The organism is Chlamydia gallinacea 08-1274/3 (genome assembly GCF_000471025.2).
GTDB lineage: Bacteria > Chlamydiota > Chlamydiia > Chlamydiales > Chlamydiaceae > Chlamydia > Chlamydia gallinacea.
In genome coordinates this window covers 720,866-739,887 of the sequence record NZ_CP015840.1, presented here as the reverse complement: position 1 = coordinate 739,887, position 19,022 = coordinate 720,866, and the positions used below count along the sequence as shown (strand labels likewise).

The window sequence follows — 19,022 nt, the reverse complement described above, 5'->3', positions numbered from 1 at the left end:
TTATTATTGTACTAAAAATTGTCCCTTCCTAAAATTTTGTTTCTAAGTAATGGGAATCTCTTGTCTAAAATGGATTGTCGTGAATTGTATCAAAAGGGCACACGCATTTATATTGACTTGACGTTCCCAGAGAGAGTTCTGGCTCGTTGTTGTCAGCGTCAAGCTCTTCTGCATCCAAAATTAGCTATATTGATTGAAGTTGTTATTTCCACAGTTCTTGGAACAATAAAAATACTTAGCTTTCCTCTAATGTCTCTTGTAGGCACCGTCTTACTCCCCACGATCTGCCTAATGAAATGTGTCTCCGGAAAGGGTATTCGTCATGTTCCTTCCTACTTGATAGCATGGATAATGAGTATTCTAGTAACCGCTCTCATTGTTGCTTCAATATTTTGTCTTATTATGATTTCTCCTGAAGTAGTATTTTTAACGATTGGCATTTTGGGAGCTGCAGGAACTAGCACCACTCTTCTGCATATCCATAGGGAACTATTTTCTCCACGAGCTAACCCACAATTCTCCTAAAATTCTTCTCCGTGTTTCATATTTTTATTGTCTCTTTTATCACTTCTTCTAGAGCACGCAATACGCCAATTAACGTTGACTCGAAAGATAGGAACATAGGCGCACATGTTAATAAATTTCTTAATCTTTATAAGAAATTAACATAAATATAAAACAAAATAATCCAAATAAACAATGTAAGAAATTATAATAAAAGCAACTAAGTCAAAAATTAGGGTATAGCATGAGTAAAGTCTTAAGTTCCACCCTGTCGGGCCCTAATCCTAAGTCACAGACTATGTATGGGCGTCTTCCGAAACCATCTAATCCTCTAGAGAGACTGATTTCTCTTCCTGATCGCTACCCTTGTATGCGCTATGTCTATGATATCACCATTATTGCAATTGCTATCATTGCTATTGTATCCATTCTAATAGTATCACAAGGACAGGGATTACTGTTATTTGGTTTAATTCCTGGTTTTGTTCTCAGTACTCTGGGACTAGCTATGCTCATTTCTGACGCTGCGTCAACTTCCAAAGCACAAAAAATTGCCGACACCCTAACAGCTATTTTCCTACCCTTTATCTTGTTGGGAATGGCGTCATTACTTTTAGCAACTGCTTCTGTAGCTTCTGGAGGGAGCATATTAATTGTTGCTAATCCTTTATTCTCCATGGGGGTAATGACAATAGGTTTATCCCTAATTTCACTGCATAAGGTGACTTTCCAACATTTTAAAACCGAAGCCCTCATCAAAGAACAGAAAAAAATTTCCCAATTTACTGATCAGTCTTCTACTCCACTAGGACCTTCTAAGCAATATCTAAGTGATGAGAAGCTTCTTACTACTGAAAGAAAAAGCCCAGCATCTATAAAATCTCAACAAACCCACCAAGCACAACAAGCACGGCTAGCTGCTCGCCAAAAACGGATACGCCATAGCAGTCAAGGAAATATTGTTCTTCACAAGAAAAATTCTATACATACACTACTTTCAAACGGCTATGAACCCGACTTCTCAAGCGATATTGATTCTCCTAGCCAAGAAGAGGAAGTCATTGGAGTTCCTAACTTCACTCCTCCAAGCTTACCCCACGAATCGTGCTCCAACTCAAATCTATCTTTAATTATTGCTCCCTTAGGGAATGTTTCTTCCCCCCTGATTAAAAGTAGGAAACTAGGCCAAGAAAACAGCCCACTACTACGTAAAGTAAACCGAACAGAATCTTCTAAACACTCAGGACGAGAGAAACATAAAAGAGAAGACGAACAATCCTCTCCAGAAGAAGAAAAGCATAGGAAAAAGAAATCCAAAAGAAGGAAAAAGTAACCCCTGCTGTGTTACACGCTTGTGCCACTTGTGATAACAGTCCTCTTTAAGACTAGATCTTTTCTCATAAGAATTTCAAAAGAACTGGTCCCAATATAAGAGAGATAGGCCAGCTTTTATTAACTCTTCAATTCTATGCATAACAAAGCATTTACTCGGTTAGGAGGAGCTTTCCCCTGAGTACGCTTCATAACTTGTCCTACTAAAAATCCTAGGGCTTTTGTTTTACCACTATGATAATCCGCTACGGATTGAGGGTTTTCCTGAACAACTTCCTTGATAATAGTTAGTAAAGCCTCTTCATCTGTCATAGGAAGCAGATCAGGATTTTCCTTAAGGATATCTTCAGGGCTTTTATGTGGAGAATCCATCATCATATCTGCTACATCTTTAGCGATTTTTCCTGTGATGACTCCGCTATCAATAAAATTCACTAACTGAGCAACGTGTTCAGGAAGAACCCCTGAACAAACTAATTTTTTTCCTAAGTTTTTACACCGTCCTATGAATTCTACAGTCACCCAATTAGAAAGAGCACGATAATTCGCACACTGTGCAGCGGCAACCTCAAAAAATTGAGCGATGTATTTATCGCTAATCAAAATAGCGGCAATATCTTCAGCAATACCATAATCTTTTAAATATCGTTGGTATTTATCATAGGGAAGCTCTGGAAGCGTGGCACGAATTTCCTCTATATATGCTTCTGTTAACTGTAACACAGGAAGATCTGGCTCGATAAAATATTTATAATCTTCCGCGCGCTCTTTACGACGCATTAATACTGTTTTCTTTTTCTCTGGATCCCATCGGTAGGTAGCCCCGGGTATTACTTCTTTAGGATCCTTATGAGGATGAGTAAGATATTCATCAATTTGGCGACACTTTTCAGCTTCTAGCGCCTGTGCCATAAATGCAAAGGAATTCATATTTTTAATTTCTACTTTGTTGCGTAACTCCTTACTCCCCTTAGGGCGTACAGAAATATTCACATCAAAGCGTACGGAGCCTTCTTCCATATTACAATCAGACACGCCAATGTAATCTAGCAATGACACTAAAGCAGTTGCATATGCCACAGCATCTTCGGAGCAAAACATACATGGCTTAGATACAATTTCTATAAGAGGAACACCTGCGCGATTATAATCTACTCCGGCAAAGTTACCGAAGTGTTTTAGCATACCAGCGTCATCTTCCATATGTGCTTGCGCGAGTTCAAAATACCGTTCTTCTCCTTGAACTAAAGCCTTTACATGTCCGCCCCGAACAATAGGATAATCAAATTGAGTAATTTGAAAATTTCTAGGGCTATCTGGGTAAAAATAAGATTTCCTATCAAAACGGCTGAACAAGGCAACTTCACCCTGCACAGCACAACCGAACAAAACGGCTTTTCGCACTGCTTCCTTATTTAAGACGGGTAATGTTCCAGGCAATCCCGTACATACAGGAGAGATATTGGTATTAGGTTCATCACCAAAACGATTACGAGCTCCACTAAATAACTTGGATGCTGTATTCAATTCTACGTGTACTTCCAAACCTATGACGGATTCCCAATCAGCATAAACATTGCTCATGATTTTACCCCTCCATCAAGAATTTTCTTATATTCTTTAGGATAAATATTTTTTATTCCACTATGTTCTTGAAAACTATAGCCCACCTGACACACTTGCTGATCTTGCCCGTGTTTCCCAATAATTTGAAATCCTAAGGGCAGGCCTTCTTGAGAAAATCCGGAAGGAACAGCGATAGCCGGTAGATAAGCAAGGTTCACTGCTACAGTATAAATATCCTGAAGATATAGAGATACAGGATCTAAAATTTCACCAAAAGGAAATGCAGGGCAAGAACATACGGGCATAGCAATGACATCACATAATTCATAAGCCTTCTGAAAAGCTTGTATAATTTTTGCTCGTACAGCCGAACCTTTTTTATAGTATACGCTTTGTCTTTCTGCAGATAATACGTAGTTTCCTAAAAGAATTCTCCGCATGACTTCCTTGCCAAATCCTTGACCTCGGGAAAACGTATAAACATCCTCTATAGTTTTTGCTTCTGGAGACCTATAACCATAGCGAATCCCATCAAACCGTGCTAGGTTGGCACTTGCTTCCGCAGAAGCTAGAATATAATACACAGAAACAGCATGGCGTAAAATATCTAAATCAATATCAACAATCCGGCTGCCTTGACTTTCTAAAACCTTTAAAGAGGCAACGAAATTCTCTTTGATATCCTCTCGTAATCCCTCTAAAAATCTATTAGGAACACCAATTAACTGTGGAACTTCTAAAGATAATGCTTCATGAAATGATCCTGTGAAGAAATGCTGAGATGTGAGATCTCGATCATCTTTACCTGCAAAGACATCCATAGCAAGAGCTACGTCTTCCACAACTGTCGTTAAAGGACCTATCTGATCTAAAGAAGAACCAAAAGCAACTAAACCATAACGCGATACAGCGCCGTAAGAAGGTTTAAATCCCACTACGCCACAAAATGCGGCAGGCTGACGTATCGATCCCCCAGTGTCTGAGCCTAAAGTTATAGGACAGAACCTTGCGGCTACTGCTGCGGCAGATCCCCCTGAGGAACCCCCAGGAACACAAGAAAGATCCCAAGGATTTTTCGTAGGATGAAAAGCAGAGTATTGTGTTGTGGATCCCATAGCAAACTCATCCATATTGAGTTTCCCAAGAATAATGCCATCCTCTGCTTCTATACGTTCTACTACTGTAGCATCAAACGGAGCTACATAATTTTCCAACATTTTTGAAGCGCATGTTGTGTGCAAACCAGCAACATGGATGTTATCCTTAATTCCTATGGGAACCCCAGCCAATTTTCCTAAAGGTTTTCCTTGCGCACGCTTTTCATCAATACGAGCAGCTTTTTCATATGCTCTCTCCTGACATAGAGAGAGAAAGGCTCCTATGTGGCTATCCTCTTCTTGTATCCTGCTATAAAAACAACTAACTATCGCTGTAGCCGAAGTCTCTCCTTGAACCACAGCATTTCTTAACTCTAAGGCACTCTTTTGATACATAGCTTCCTACATCTTTCTCTATTTAATTATTGTAGGGACCTTCACCAAGCCCCCTAAAGATTCTGGGACATTAGCGAGAAACTCTTCTCTTGAGAAATTAGAAGCTACTACATCTTCCCGTAAATCTTCGGGACCCACGACATGAACTAAGGGAAGATCATCAACAATATCCGTGACATCCATAGAGATAGTTTCCTCCATTGTGTGGATAACATCATTCAATGAAGTACTGTACTCTTGTATAAGTTCTTCACTGAGCTCCAAAGCAGAAAGCTTAGCTAGTATGACAATATCTTCTCTATTTACATATGTTCGCTTCATTTTCTCATCCCCACCCATAGTGTCCCAAAGAAACGCTGTTTCTTGTTGGATTAACAAAAAAACTTCTTGCCCAACTTAACTCCTTGTATGCAAAAAGTCAATGCCTGTTCAAAAGACCACAAATAAAAAAAATCTTTATTAAATTATAAAAAAGATTAAAAGGTAGAATTAAGTATACATCACTTAGGAGAAAAACAATGCTAGGCAAACTTGTTCGGGGACTATCTTCTCTTATCATTGTTCTTAGCGCATTAAATGTTGGTATTGTGGGGTTAACACACCATAAAATCAACATAATTGAACGATTATGTGGAGGAGCCAACACACCAGCCACAAATATTACGTATATTGTTATAGGGCTTGCCGGTATTCTCTATTTCATTGGCTTTTGCGGTTGCTGTTCTAGAAAATATTCATCCAAAGATTGTTGTTCTAAAGGAACTTCTTCTCATCATTGTGATCCTAAAAATTAGGCGCTCCTATTTTTTAGGTCTTCTAATCTTATGGATTATAACACACAAAAAACCAAGAATCCTTTTATACTAATCGTTCCATATGAAAGATATAAGATTAGTTTAATAAGATCCTTGGTTTATTTTTATTAAAATTAAAACCTTTTTCTACCTTCTTTTTGATTTTTTTTGCTTTTTTTCCTATTTTGCAAATCAAATCCTAACTCCCAAAAAATGCTTATGAAGTCCTCCGTTCATTTTCTATTAATTTCTTCTACTTTTGTTTCTCCTCTATCTCTTGCCTCTGCAGAAACTCAAGAAAACCCTCCTCAAGAACAAAATGGAAAGATCTCTTTAGAAACTAAAGACAATTATGATGGAACAACAGCTTCAACACCCTTTACCCAAAGGAAATCCTCCTTATCTACAGGAACTACATATACCCTAAATACGGATATTTCCTTTGCTAATGTTACCAGCACACAAGAGAGAACCAATGGAGAAGGGGCAACTGAAGAAAATAAAGATGAAGCCAAGAAAGAAACTCAAGAAGAAACAGAAGAATCTCAAACAACTCCGGAAGCATCCGAATCCCAACCAAAAAATGGAGAAGATCAAGTCTCTCCTTCTACAGATGGAACATCTTTACCTACAACAGATGTTACTTCTTTCCTTGCTCCGGCAAACACAACAAAACTAGAAAAAAACCGGTTAATATCTTCTACTTCTGACGCAGAAAATACAGTACAACAAGAATCCAAAACTCCAACTGAAGATCCCTCTCCTACAACTGCAACTACAGAATCAGAAACTCCTTCTAAGGAGACGTCAGCCTCTTCCGGAAAAACAACTACCAGCTGTTTTACTAATACCGATGGTTCATTAAGTTTTGCTGGAAATAACCACTCTCTAACTTTTTCTAATATTTCGATTACAGGAAAAGGATCTGCGATTAACAATAGTGCTGATTCTTCTTTAACTTTCTCTGGGTTCTCTAATTTATCCTTTAACAAGGCTACTGCTGATGCAGCCTCTGCAGAAAGTGCTATTTACGTTGGACCTAAAGAAACTACCAGCTCCGGAGATCAGGATGGTTCTTCCTCTGGAGGAGAGAGTGGCTCTACTAGTAATGGAGGACAAGGTTCTGGTGGTGGTGGTGCCGGCGCTCCGGCCGCACTCAGCGTTACAGAATCTTCATCATCCCCAAGTATTTCTTTCTCTAATAATATAAATGTCTCCTTCTCTGGAAATAATTCCAAAACCAATGGGGGCGCTATCCAAGTTTTAGGAAACTGTGACATTACAAACAATACAGGAACTGTCACGTTCTCCAATAATACTGCAGCAAACCAAGGTGGTTCCATCTACTCTACTGGAAATGTAAATATTACTGGCAACGCAACAGTAGTATTTTCTGGAAATACAACAAAACAAAGCGCCTCGTCATCCCTTACTTCACCAACGTCATCACCCCTTTCTGCAAGTCCTATCCTATCGGCTACTGTCTCGACACAAGCAGATGCATCAGATTCAAGCGTAACAGCTTCCACTCAAGGACATGGAGGGGCGATTTGTTGTATCACCGCACCCACGACAGAGTCTCCTGAAGTTTCTGTCCCTAGTGAAAATAAAGTCACTTCTCCATCTTCTCAATATATTCGATATTATTCTAATTCTAACCTCCAACCAGAAAGCATAGCATCTCAGGATTCCACGCCCACAACTACTCAACCTACGATCACCATCTCAGGAAATACTTCAGTAACCTTTTCTAATAACTCTGCTTATGGTTACGGGGGAGCTCTCTATAGTAAATCCGTATCTCTAATTAGTGGTGGAGACATCACCTTCTCAGAAAACTCAGCTTCCCAAGGAGGAGCAATTTACGTCGCTGATGGGGGAACGATTGTCATTTCTGCCAAAGATGGAAATATTTCTTTCTGGGGGAATACACAAACCACTGCCATCGACTCTTCCATTACAGGAAGCACTAGCCAAACTTCTCCTACTACGAAAACAACAACACCCCTGCACAATGCTCTCTACCTAGGCAGTGGAGCACAAATCTTACAACTACGAGCTGGAACAGATCATAGCCTCACCTTTTATGATCCCGTCATTACACAAAAAGCCTCATCTACCCCAGCGACTCCGTTAAAATTTAATGCTGCTAATGAATCCGATGACTCGACCGTATATGACGGGCGGATTGTCTTCTCAGGAGAGAAATTAACAAAAGAAGAAGCTACAAATTCTGCAAATACAACAAGCATCTTCCATTGTCCTGTAGTCTTAGAAGCAGGAACTCTTGTCTTGAAGAGCGGAGCTACGTTACTGGTAGATTCATTTACGCAAAATCCCAATTCCTTAATTATTATGGATGGAGGGACTACGATACAGGCTGGATTCTCATCATCCACACAACCCTCGACTCAGCAAAACGGAGCTGCCTCCAGCTCTACAGATAGTCAAGCTTCCAGCGACCAACAAACAGGTGCATCCCAAGCAGCCTCTGCATCTCCTGAAAAAACTGTGGAAAAATCATTGCCAGAAGTAGCAACACCTCTTCCATCTGATACAGCGCCGGGAGATACAGAAAGCAAAGATTCCCTGACTACGTCAGATCCTAAAGCACCAGTAGAAGTACAAGCAAGAGCACTACGATCCTCTCTTTCCAATAGAACACCATCTAAATATACAGAGGCCGTGCATACAATCCACACGCTACTTGCCGAAAAACTCCATCGCTATCTCCCTAAATCTTCAACCGGAACTCCTCCATATACACAACAAACAGCTCTGGATGGTTCTATCACGATCAGTAACCTGGCTGTAAACTTAGACTCTTTAGGATCAGGACAAGTTATTAACATTACAGGAAGCAGTACAGGAACAGTGCATGTCACCGGAGATTTACAATTTGTAAATTCTAGCGGTCAATTTTATGACAATCCACTTCTTAGCCAGAACTTTTCTGCGAATATTTTAAGTATTACTACAGGGCAAGGAGGGAAAGTCGACACGACAGGACTGAATATTATTCCTCAAGGATCTACGGACTCGAATTTCGGTTACCAAGGACAGTGGGAAGTCGTTCAAGTTCAAGACGCCAACGGCGCAATTTCTTTCGAATTAAAATGGAGATCTCAAGGTTATAAGCCTAGTCCTGAAAGACGTGCCACTTTAGTTCCAAATAGCCTATGGTGTTCGGCAATTGATATACAAGCAATACAAAAATTGGTCGCAGTCAATGCCGAAAGTGCAAATTTCCCAGGATTCTGGGTAGCGGGAATTGCGAATTTCTTTCATAGGGATTCCACTCCTGTTCAACAAGGATTCCGCCATATTAGCTCAGGATATATGCTAGGAACCAGTCTAGAAAGTATAGACGATTATCTCATGGACGTTGCCTTTTGCCAACTATTTGGTCGAGATAAGGACTACAATCTAGCGCGTACAAAATCTCACATTTACGCTCTTACTCTGCATTCTAAACAAGAACGCATGGTACACCACTATGCCTTATCCAAAAGAAAAGGAGCGATACTATCTCAACTGCCTGAACAATCTCTTATGATTGTGGATGCCCATCTTAGCTATAGCCTAGCGCGCAATGCTATGGAAACCCAACACACTCCTTCTCCTGCTTCTATAGGAAAATGGAATAACCATTGTATCTCAGCAGCTTTGGGGGGCTCCTTACCTAGACGTTACTTTTCTCCTTATGCTCAACTTCATATTGTCCTTGTAGAACAACAAAACTTTAAAGAACGTCGAGGAGGAGATAACAATAGAACATTTCAAAGTGCCTGTTTAATGAATGTTGCTATTCCTTTGGGATTGAAATTTGAAAGAAATACAGCCTTTAATGATCTTACCCTTTCTCTCAGTTACTCCCAGGATATCTATCGCTTATATCCAAAGTCTAAGGTTTTCCTCCCTTCAGGAAGTATTTCCTGGGCTACAGGAGCTACTAACCTTGCACGACAAGCTCTATTAGTCGATGGTTCAGCATATCATAGTTTAGGCAACAACTTTAAAATTTTCTACCATGGCGCTTTTGAATTACGAGGATCTTCTAGAAATTACACCACTGATTTAGGGGGAAAATACATCTTCTAATTTGTTTCACAACAGAAGAAAATAGCACGCTCGTTTTCTTTTGAAATTCCGTGCTATTTTTCCCTTATACACTCCTTCTAAGATCACATCTTCTTAACTCATACTCACCCTGAAAAGCTATTTTCATTCTCGCAAACAAAATCTAGCAACTTCCTAGATGAAAATATCTTCCTTTCACATTCATAGAGAATGTTTTATATTCTTTTAATTTTCTATCTTATTGATTTTTTAATACTTTTTATTTATGGGAAAGGTAAATCCTGCATTATTTTCTCGAGTCAATGAAAACGTCTTTTAGTAAATTTATTATTTTCTCTCTGCTAACTCTTACGTGCTCATCTCGGGTTGATTCCTTGGAAATTCTTGTCCCCAGTGGTACGTATAATGGAGATCTCAAAGAGCAATTTCCTCACACGATTACAGCAAATTCTGAGGGAACAACAGCTATCCTTTCCGGTGACCTTTATATTTTAAATATTGACAATTGCCAAGCGGCCACTCCTTTGAGTTGTTTTTTTAATTCTGCGGGGTTTATTACTATCATAGGTCGAGGCAATAGTATTTCCTTTACTAATCTCTGCTCAACCACAAATGGTGCAGCTTTAAATTCAACCCCTACAAACTCTTCTGGCTCTAATCCTTATACAATTGTAGGCTTATCTTCTTGTACCTTTACTAACTGTCGTGTTCTTGTTAATAGCAGTACGCCTCCAAATACAATCTCTGCTCCTAAAGGAGGTGCAATTTACGCATCTGTACCTCTTAACTTGCAAAACCTTCTAAACGCTACCTTCCGAAATAATTATGCAGCAGGCAACGGAGGAGCTATCTGGGCAAAAAACTGTGCGATACAGAAAATACAACAGGCTGTATTTTCGAGTAATGTAGCGAATAACGGAGGAGCTATTGGCTCTTCAGAAAGCATTTCTATTTTACAATGTCCTTCTATTATTTTCTCTACTAACTCTGCTGATCTATATGGTGGTGCGATTCATGCCGTCGACCCCACAGCAGCCACCCCGCCTCCACCAACAACACAAAAAAATACAACCATAAATATTTCTGGGAACAACATAGTCAAATTCGAAGCAAACAACGCAAAATCAGGAGGAGCTATTTATGGAGAAGGTAATATTACGCTCTCTAATAATAGTACTTTAATCCTGCAAAATAACTCTGCATTCCCAGAAGTTTCTCCTACAACAGGAACTACGGTAGGTCAAGGAGGTGCGTTATTTGCTAAACAAGCCACAGCAGCAGCAACTCCCCCAGACTACACAGGGATCACGATAAACAATCAACAAACGATTTTCTTTGCAAATAATTTTGCCTCAACAGCAGGCGGAGCTATTTACACAGATAAGTTAAATATTTCTTCTTCAGGGCCCACAATATTTAGAGACAACGTCGCTCAAGACGGAGGAGCTATTTACATAGCTGATACAGGAACTGTATCCCTATCGGCCGATTATGGTCCTATGGTTTTCTACCATAACCTAAAAAAAGGCACCGGACAGACTGCTTCACAAAGAAACGCTATTTCTTTAGGAAAAGGAGCTACAATTTCCTCATTATCAGCTTCAGGGAACCATAGCTTAATTTTCTATGATCCCATTACTATGGCTATGCCTGATACACAAGCTAATAGCCAGGAGTTAGTGATTAACTCTAATTCCTCTCAATATACAGGCTCGGTTGTCTTTTCAGGTTTAGATACAGATAGCTCTACGAATGCAAATGATTTAACCTCAACAATCTATCAAAAAGTGAAATTGTCCGGGGGGAAATTAATCTTAGCCAATCAAGCCACTCTTGCTGTACTCTCCTTTACTCAAGAAGCAGGTTCTATACTACGCATGGATGGAGGGACAACACTACAAGTTACCCAATACTCACATAATACAAATCAAAACAATGCAGATGGCCAAATAACCATTACAGACCTCCATCTGAACCTAGATTCTTTGAATACAACTAACCAAGCGAAAATTGAAACTAAGAACACCAATGGTTCTATTACGCTGAGTGGATCAGTTTCTTTTGAGGATGTATCCGGACATGCTTATGAAAATCATTCCCTATTTAACCAGGATACGGTTACTTTTACTCCTTTATCCTTAGTTACAACCACCCAGGGCACGATCACAACAAATGTAGAGTTTCCAGAAGCAAAGTATGGCTATTTAGGTTCTTGGGAATTTTCTTGGGAAAATGGCACTAATAATACTAAAACCCTTAAAGCGATATGGACACGAACAGGCTTTCTTCCAAGTCCTGAGCGCCAATCTACTTTAGTTCCTAATAGTTTGTGGGGAGCTTTAATTGATTTACGTTCTTTAAATGAAATGGCTACTGCAAGCTGCGACGACTTTAACTATGGTCGCGGCCTTTATTTAACAGGAATATCCAACCTTTTCTATCGGGATCGTGGTGATAACTCTCATGGATTCCGTCGAATTAGCGGAGGCTATCTGGTTGGGGCTAACTCACAAACAATCGCAGGGTCAGTATTTGGTATTGCCTTTGCCCAAGTATTTGGGAAATCCAAAGACTATGTAGTTTCCACATCAAAAGCTCAGTCTCTTATGGGAACTACCTACCTTTCTATCAAGCATCCTATTAACAACACAGTCTTTTCCACCTTCTCTATACGAGCATGCTATAGCCGTACTACTGAAGAAATGACCACACGCTATACTTTTGCTCAGAAACAAGAAACCTCCTGGAATAACAACTGCTGGTTAGGAGAAATTGGAGGCAGTCTACCCATAATCTTACAAGTAAAAAATCTTCATTTCAGCCAGCTAGTTCCCTTTGTTCATGCACAAATAGGTTATGCTGAACACGCATCCTTCAAAGAAAAAAATGCAGAAGCTCGGTCTTTTAATTCAGGCCATCTAATTAATGTATCTGTTCCTGCTGGTTTTAAAATTGATAGAAAATCTCATAGACATCCAGACTTTTATAGTTTATCAGTTGCTTATGTTCCTGATGTCTATCGCAAGAATCCCGAGTGCGCCACATTACTCCTTTCTAATGGTGTTTCATGGATTACATCAGCAATGAATGTAGATAAACATGCTCTACTCTTGCAAGGATCTACACATACAGCTGTAAATAATAATATAGAAATTTTTACCCATGGAAGTTGTGAGCTACGCAAGTCTTCTTACAACTATAGTATAGACATGGGAAGCAAATGGCGATTCTAATTTACTAACATGACAGGGTTGAGGCATGCCTCTTTCTTTTAGGTCTTCTTTATTCAGTTTTCTTCCTTGCTTATCTATTATAAGTATAGGCTGGGCCTCTACACAGACTTCTCTTCCTAGTGACGCTACTTTCCCTTTTTATAATGTTACCACTACCTTGTGCCTCACATCTAACTGCAAGATCACTAACTTATTCGGTGCTCAGTTTGATACTTCATTCCTAGGAGCCGACTCTTCTTTTTCCTTACAAGGAAACAAATATCAGTTTTTCTGCTCTCACTGCCAAACGCCTACAAAAGACAATGCCGCATTAATCTCATCTACAGGTAATCTAACCCTAGACAACCTATCAAAACTCACTCTCACAGGAAATATCTCTACAGGAAGTGATGGGCTTATCTCAGGAGCGACTACATCCATTTCGCATTGCAAATGTCTTATCTTCACAAATAACCGTACATCCTACACTCCTGTGGCTACTACCACAAGCGGGACGGGAGCGACAACCACAATCAACTGTTTCTGTGGATCTGTTCTTAAAACAGAATCCACATTAAGTATTACTGATACGCGTAAAGAAATTACTTTTCAGAGTAACTCCGGGAATTTTGGGTCTGCGATCTTAAATAAAACTGACGCTACATGCAATATTCATAAAAACTCCTGTCCTATTTCCTTTTTACAAAACTACGCGACTTGTGGTGGAGGAGCTATTTATGATGGAACTGTCACCTTTGAAGATAATACGAATTCCATCATTTTTTCTGGAAATACAGCAGCTAATGGCTTAGAAACAGTGACTCCCCAACCTACTGCAGTGATTGCTGCAGGATCAGGAGGAGCTATTTGCTGCCCTACGAAATCTATAACATTTAATAATAACTCCGACCCCATAATCTTTAGCTACAACCTTGCTGAGAAAGATGGTGGAGCCATTTACACAACGACATGCAATTTGAACACAACCTCTAATCTGTTCTTCATTAAAAACTCAGCTACAGAAAACGGAGGAGCAATTTGCGCGAAATCTCTTAATATAACTACTTCAGGTGACACAGTTTTCTATAATAACCGTGCGAAACAAGGAGGGGCTATTTATATCGGCTCTACAGTCGGCGATACGACTTCTCCAGATTCTTCGCTAACGATAAAAGCAAGCAAAGGTAAAATGACCTTTGCCGGAAATTCGATAAACTCTCGTCCTGGAATACGTAATGCGATACAACTCGATGGTGATGCGAAAATCGCATCGATTAGCGCTTCAGGAGACGCAAAAATTACTTTTTATGATCCCATTATCAATAACAATCCTGGGACAGCAAATCCAGCACAACTACAAGATATTATTATTAATACCACTGGATGTTCGGGATCCGTAGTATTTTCTGCAAAAACGCTTTCTTTATCAGAACAATTTCAAACTGATAATTCTCTATCATCACTATGTGGTAAAGTTATTATTCAAGATGGTCAGCTTGTAGTGACCAACAATGCCTCTCTTGAGATCCTCGGACTAACTGCAGATTCTGGTAGGTTAACTCTAGGATCGGGAGCCTCTATTGGTGTGTTAACACCTACAGGTGGTGGTGGTACAGGTAATCCCGCAGCAACTGATTTTACTATAAATAATCTTGGCTGTGATGTTGCTTCGTATCTAGATCCTAGCTGGGAAGGCGCAACTGTCAGATCAGGGACCAACACAATTACGCTAACGGGTGAATTAGCAGTATTTGATGAAGATCCAATAACTACCTACGATAATCCACTATTAGCCACACCTTTGTCGATTCCTTTTGTTACATTTTCTCAGACTAGTGGTAACCCTACAACTACAGGCTTTACTCCAGGAATCATTTCTGTTCCTGAGCACGATGGCTATCAAGGTTCCTGGCAGTCCTCATGGACAGCCCCCTTATTATCTCCTACACCTAATGGCGGGGTGCCCTCAGGAACTGCAAATCAGACGTTGTACTTAATCTGGAACCCAACTCCCACAGTACGCGCCTCATATATTCTTTCTCCCGAACGTCGTGGTGAACTCGTTCCAAATTCTCTATGGGCTTCTTTCTTTGCTTCACAGGCGTTCGCTAATTCCCTCCTAGGAGACCGCCTATATGAAGAAAGTGAGGGCTTAAAATCTTCAATTAAAGCATTAGGAACCTATTCTCATCAATCCCCACGCGCACAACGCGATGGCTTTTCAGGAAGACATGCAGGATATCAAGCGAATATCTGCATTAATTATCCCGATCAAGCAACTCTAGGAATATCTTTCGGTCAGCTTTACGGTCAAATTAAGAGCAAGTTATATAAAGCGAAAAGTAGCGAGCAAATGATTTTTTTCGGTTTATTTGGCAACCTACCCATCGCTACTCTAAATAATGAGATTCATATTGCCTGGGAATCCGCGTATGTCTACACAAAAAACCACATGACAACAAACTATTCTTACTCCCCACTCCAAACACCACCAGTTTCCCAGGCGACTTGGTATAATAATACGTACTATGCTTCTATCTCTATGAATCATCCCTTCTTCCTATGGTGCGATCTTACACAAATCCTTGCTGAACAACTTCATCTAACAGGGTTTGTTTCTATTGAATGCTTTGGGGGATGGCAAAACGAATTTAAAGAGAAAGGAAGCTTGATTAGAAAATTTTCCCGAGGTAATGGGCATAATCTTTCATTGCCTATAGGATTCGTTTCACAATGGTATACACCATTCAAGAAAGCCCCATCAACCTTAGTGTTTAAATTCGCTTATAAGCCGGATATCTATCGAGTAAATCCCCATACGACAATGACTATCCTCGCAAATAGCGAAAGCTTTCCAGTACACGGAATTCCCCTGACTCGCAATGGATTTTTATTACAGGTACATGACGATATTCAACTTTCTAATCACATCACGGGATATATAGATTACATATACGACTCTAAACAAGCTTCTACTAATCACCGTATAATCACTGGGATTCAGGGAGTATTCTAACCACCTCGTGGGAGAAAGGTTCTTCGCCCTAGGGATCTTTCTCCCTTTTTCTTTCTTAACAACAATCTTCAGCCTAAAATAAACATTTAAAACTAAAAAAATGGTTACCAAACAAACGCCTAGACAACTTAACAGGTATGCATTATAGGAACGTGATTATCACGTGATTCCTAAATTGTTAGTTACCTTATGTATTTACACGCCTTCTTGTTTTCCTTATTAACAATAACTACAGTTTGTTCTCATAATCTCTTAGCAAGTAATACGACGATATCCGAATTTCTAACCCTAGATAATTTTGAAAATTTCTATCCCTCATCTATAACACAAGGAAAACTCCATGATACTAGCCTTGATTTAGATATCTCAAACAACAAGCAATTCTATATCACTGGTCAATTTACTCGGGAAGCTAACCAGGGAGGAGGAGGAATTGCCGCGAATAATCTGAATATCACGAATAATCCTGGACCTGTAATCTTCCAAGCAAACCACACCATAGGAAATGGCGGTGCCGTTTATTGTCAAGCCAATTGCATAATTTCGAACAACAAGCAACTATGCTGCTTCTTAGGAAACACAGCAGGATTTACAGAGGCGTCAAAAAATGCTGGAGCTATTCAAGCCCAAAACATTAATATCTCCCAAAATGTAGGCTCTATACAATTTTTAAACAATTCTACAACAAACTACGGAGGAGCTGTTTATGCTACAAACGATCTCACGATTAGTATGAATACTGGTGAGATTACATTTAAAAATAACCGGTGTATTCTAAGCACGGGTAGCGGAGGAAGCATAAAAGCTCAAACAGCTACGATAACACAAAACTGCGCCCCAATTACTTTTGCAAATAATTACGGAGGAAATCATGGCTGCATTGATGCAGACACACTGATGATTTCTAATAATGACGGGGTGATTAAATTCACTGGTAATTATTCCTTTAGTAATACTGTGGGGTCAGGAGGCGGGGCTATTTATTGTGCTACTAACTGCAACATAATAAACAATCGAGAAAACATCATTTTTGCCAATAACAGTTCTCTACAAAATGCCGGAGGTGTTTATACCAAAAATCTCACTATTAGTAATAACGGCCTTGTATTATTCCTTAATAACAGCTCCAATTGGGGAGGCGCTGTCCAAAATATCCAAGGAACAGAACAAGTAAAAGCCATGTTTTACTTGTCAGCAGATTATGGCGATATCATCTTCAATGGCAATTTAAATATAGGAACAAATAAATACTATAGAAATGCTCTTCACTCTACACCCCATCTTAACTTACAAATAGGCGCACGCTCAGGATATCGCGTTGCTTTCTATGACCCTATTGAAAATAGCCATCCATCCTCGAGTACCTTAATATTCAATCCGGAATCTTACCACTTGGGTACAGTGCTTTTTTCAGGAGCTACAATTCCTAATGCTTCTCAACAAGAAGCTGATTATACCAGCTACTTACGCAATACTACAAACATCGCTCATGGAACCTTAGCTGTCGAAGACGGCGCTTGCCTAGCCATCTACTCCCTAACCCAAGATGAAGGATTCTTACGCCTAGGAAGCCAAAGCATAATAGTCACAACAAAACAAGCAGGAAATAATGGCACTAATGGCACTACTGCTAACTGTAATTTAGCCATCACTAAACTAGCTCTTAATCTACCTTCTCTACTCAAAGAAAATGCACAAGCACCTAAAATCTGGATTTATCCTAATCAAAGTAATAATAGCTATTCTGAGGACAACAATCCTACAATCACTATCTCCGGAGATTTAACTCTAGTCAATGACAACAATGAAAGCCCTTATGAATCCTTAGATCTAGCTAATTCCATTACCAAAGTTCCATTTCTTTATCTATGCGACAATGCAAATAAAAAAATTGATGTCAGCAATCTAAACATTGAAGCTATTAATAACATGCAACACTATGGCTACCAGGGAATCTGGTCTCCATATTGGGAAGAATATAGCACAACAGGAGGAACAACTCTAAATACAGCTAATACCTCTCATCGCATGCTCTATGCTGATTGGACTGCTACTCAATACTACATCCCAAACCCAAAATTCCAAGCTCCTCTAGTCGCTAACTCCCTATGGGGAAATCTATACATAACCAGAACCCCCCCCCCCCCAAATATCTGAAAAAAAACAACTCTCTCTTACCAATTACGGCTTAGGAATAACTACCCATCAACGTACTCGAAATCATATCCATGGATTTCATATGCTCTCCGGAGGCTACGCTGTTAATCCTTCTTCGACAACCATATCTAAACAAAAACTCGCCTTCATATTCGCTCAACAATTCACACATATTAAAGAAAAAGTTTCTCATAACAAAATCATAGCAAAAAATTACCTCGCAGGAATGCAAATCCAATTACCTTGGTTACACCAAAAATTCATCACCACAGGGTACCTAGCCTACAATTATGGAGACCATAAGCTATCCTCTAAATACGTAAGCGATAATAAAACCTCTCAAGGAATATTCTATACCCATAGTTTCCTCGCCTCCTTCGACTCTACACTCATCTTCTTCTCACGCAAACACTATGACTTAGCCACATTCCTAGAAGCCTTCGCATTCACCTCAACACTATCCCAATTCGAAGAAACAGGTGATCATCCGCGAACATTTGCAACAAAAACACCTCTACGTATACTCTCGCTCCCCTTAGGTATAATTCTCCATGCAAAACAAAATAGCTTTGCCACTCCTACCCTATGGAAATTCTCCCTAACTTACCAGCCTCTCATATACAAGCAATCCCCTAAAATCCTAACCACATTAATCGCTAGTAATGGATCCTGGATCTCTCAAGGTAGCCCCGTATCACGACACACTTACTCTATAAAAATCGATAATGAAACACAGATCTTTCATAACATAAAAATGCTATTCAATTATCAAGGAGATGTCTCCTCTTCCACTTTCTCAAATTACTTACATATAGGAAGCCATATTACATTTTAAAACCGATACAAGGGAAAATCACCATGAGAAATA

The 19,022-nt window shown here is 39.6% G+C and carries 11 protein-coding genes; 8 read left to right on the top strand and 3 right to left on the bottom strand.

Features of this window, described 5'->3' with window-relative positions:
• The first annotated feature begins 69 nt into the window (after window positions 1-69).
• Window positions 70-525, top strand: coding sequence for a DUF5422 family protein (locus M787_RS03315; RefSeq protein ID WP_021828155.1), 456 nt, complete (start codon window positions 70-72; stop codon window positions 523-525).
• A gap of 223 nt (window positions 526-748) precedes the next feature.
• Window positions 749-1,837 carry an IncV family inclusion membrane protein gene (locus M787_RS03310; protein ID WP_021828154.1) on the top strand — a complete coding sequence of 363 codons (1,089 nt, stop codon included), beginning with the start codon at window positions 749-751 and terminating at the stop codon, window positions 1,835-1,837.
• A 119-nt stretch (window positions 1,838-1,956) separates the two neighbouring features.
• Here the strand turns inward: M787_RS03310 and gatB are convergent, their stop codons facing one another.
• From gatB to gatC, 3 genes are read right to left on the bottom strand one after another with little or no spacing between them, the layout of a single operon-like run.
• Window positions 1,957-3,420, bottom strand: coding sequence for an Asp-tRNA(Asn)/Glu-tRNA(Gln) amidotransferase subunit GatB (gene gatB / locus M787_RS03305; RefSeq protein WP_021828153.1), 1,464 nt, complete (start codon window positions 3,418-3,420; stop codon window positions 1,957-1,959).
• Window positions 3,417-4,895 (bottom strand): Asp-tRNA(Asn)/Glu-tRNA(Gln) amidotransferase subunit GatA, encoded by a 1,479-nt coding sequence (gene gatA, locus M787_RS03300; RefSeq protein ID WP_021828152.1) that lies wholly within the window; start codon window positions 4,893-4,895, stop codon window positions 3,417-3,419. Before gatA ends, gatB begins: the two co-directional genes overlap by 4 nt.
• A gap of 18 nt (window positions 4,896-4,913) precedes the next feature.
• The gene (gene gatC, locus M787_RS03295; protein WP_040429726.1) at window positions 4,914-5,216 is read right to left on the bottom strand and encodes an Asp-tRNA(Asn)/Glu-tRNA(Gln) amidotransferase subunit GatC; all 303 of its coding nucleotides are present in this window, start codon (window positions 5,214-5,216) and stop codon (window positions 4,914-4,916) included.
• A gap of 197 nt (window positions 5,217-5,413) precedes the next feature.
• On the opposite strand from gatC, the gene M787_RS03290 reads away from it, so the two are divergent.
• From M787_RS03290 to M787_RS04840, 6 genes are all read left to right on the top strand, one after another.
• Window positions 5,414-5,689, top strand: coding sequence for a DUF378 domain-containing protein (locus M787_RS03290; protein ID WP_021828150.1), 276 nt, complete (start codon window positions 5,414-5,416; stop codon window positions 5,687-5,689).
• 219 nt (window positions 5,690-5,908) lie between these two features.
• Complete coding sequence (locus M787_RS03285; protein WP_021828149.1) at window positions 5,909-9,790, top strand: polymorphic outer membrane protein middle domain-containing protein; 3,882 nt, start codon at window positions 5,909-5,911, stop codon at window positions 9,788-9,790.
• A 281-nt stretch (window positions 9,791-10,071) separates the two neighbouring features.
• Window positions 10,072-13,002: a polymorphic outer membrane protein middle domain-containing protein gene (locus M787_RS03280; protein ID WP_021828148.1), complete on the top strand. Its 2,931-nt coding sequence runs from the start codon at window positions 10,072-10,074 to the stop codon at window positions 13,000-13,002.
• Window positions 13,003-13,027: 25 nt separating this feature from the next.
• Window positions 13,028-15,997 (top strand): polymorphic outer membrane protein middle domain-containing protein, encoded by a 2,970-nt coding sequence (locus M787_RS03275; RefSeq protein ID WP_021828147.1) that lies wholly within the window; start codon window positions 13,028-13,030, stop codon window positions 15,995-15,997.
• A 189-nt stretch (window positions 15,998-16,186) separates the two neighbouring features.
• Entirely contained in the window at window positions 16,187-18,154 is a 1,968-nt protein-coding gene (locus M787_RS03270) for a Pmp family polymorphic membrane protein autotransporter adhesin (protein WP_021828146.1), read from the top strand.
• An 82-nt stretch (window positions 18,155-18,236) separates the two neighbouring features.
• On the top strand, window positions 18,237-18,989 hold the full coding sequence (locus M787_RS04840; protein WP_169814966.1) for an autotransporter outer membrane beta-barrel domain-containing protein: 753 nt from the start codon (window positions 18,237-18,239) through the stop codon (window positions 18,987-18,989).
• Window positions 18,990-19,022: the final 33 nt, after the last annotated feature.

Bases quoted from the DNA above. Each gene is read 5' to 3' on its own strand.
- M787_RS04840 (WP_169814966.1), top strand. From the start codon at position 18,237: ATGCTCTCCGGAGGCTACGCTGTTAATCCTTCTTCGACAACCATATCT.
- M787_RS03290 (WP_021828150.1), top strand. From the start codon at position 5,414: ATGCTAGGCAAACTTGTTCGGGGACTATCTTCTCTTATCATTGTTCTT.
- M787_RS03310 (WP_021828154.1), top strand. From the start codon at position 749: ATGAGTAAAGTCTTAAGTTCCACCCTGTCGGGCCCTAATCCTAAGTCA.
- gatC (WP_040429726.1), bottom strand. From the start codon at position 5,216: ATGAAGCGAACATATGTAAATAGAGAAGATATTGTCATACTAGCTAAG.
- gatA (WP_021828152.1), bottom strand. From the start codon at position 4,895: ATGTATCAAAAGAGTGCCTTAGAGTTAAGAAATGCTGTGGTTCAAGGA.
- M787_RS03275 (WP_021828147.1), top strand. From the start codon at position 13,028: ATGCCTCTTTCTTTTAGGTCTTCTTTATTCAGTTTTCTTCCTTGCTTA.
- M787_RS03270 (WP_021828146.1), top strand. From the start codon at position 16,187: ATGTATTTACACGCCTTCTTGTTTTCCTTATTAACAATAACTACAGTT.
- gatB (WP_021828153.1), bottom strand. From the start codon at position 3,420: ATGAGCAATGTTTATGCTGATTGGGAATCCGTCATAGGTTTGGAAGTA.
- M787_RS03280 (WP_021828148.1), top strand. From the start codon at position 10,072: ATGAAAACGTCTTTTAGTAAATTTATTATTTTCTCTCTGCTAACTCTT.
- M787_RS03315 (WP_021828155.1), top strand. From the start codon at position 70: ATGGATTGTCGTGAATTGTATCAAAAGGGCACACGCATTTATATTGAC.
- M787_RS03285 (WP_021828149.1), top strand. From the start codon at position 5,909: ATGAAGTCCTCCGTTCATTTTCTATTAATTTCTTCTACTTTTGTTTCT.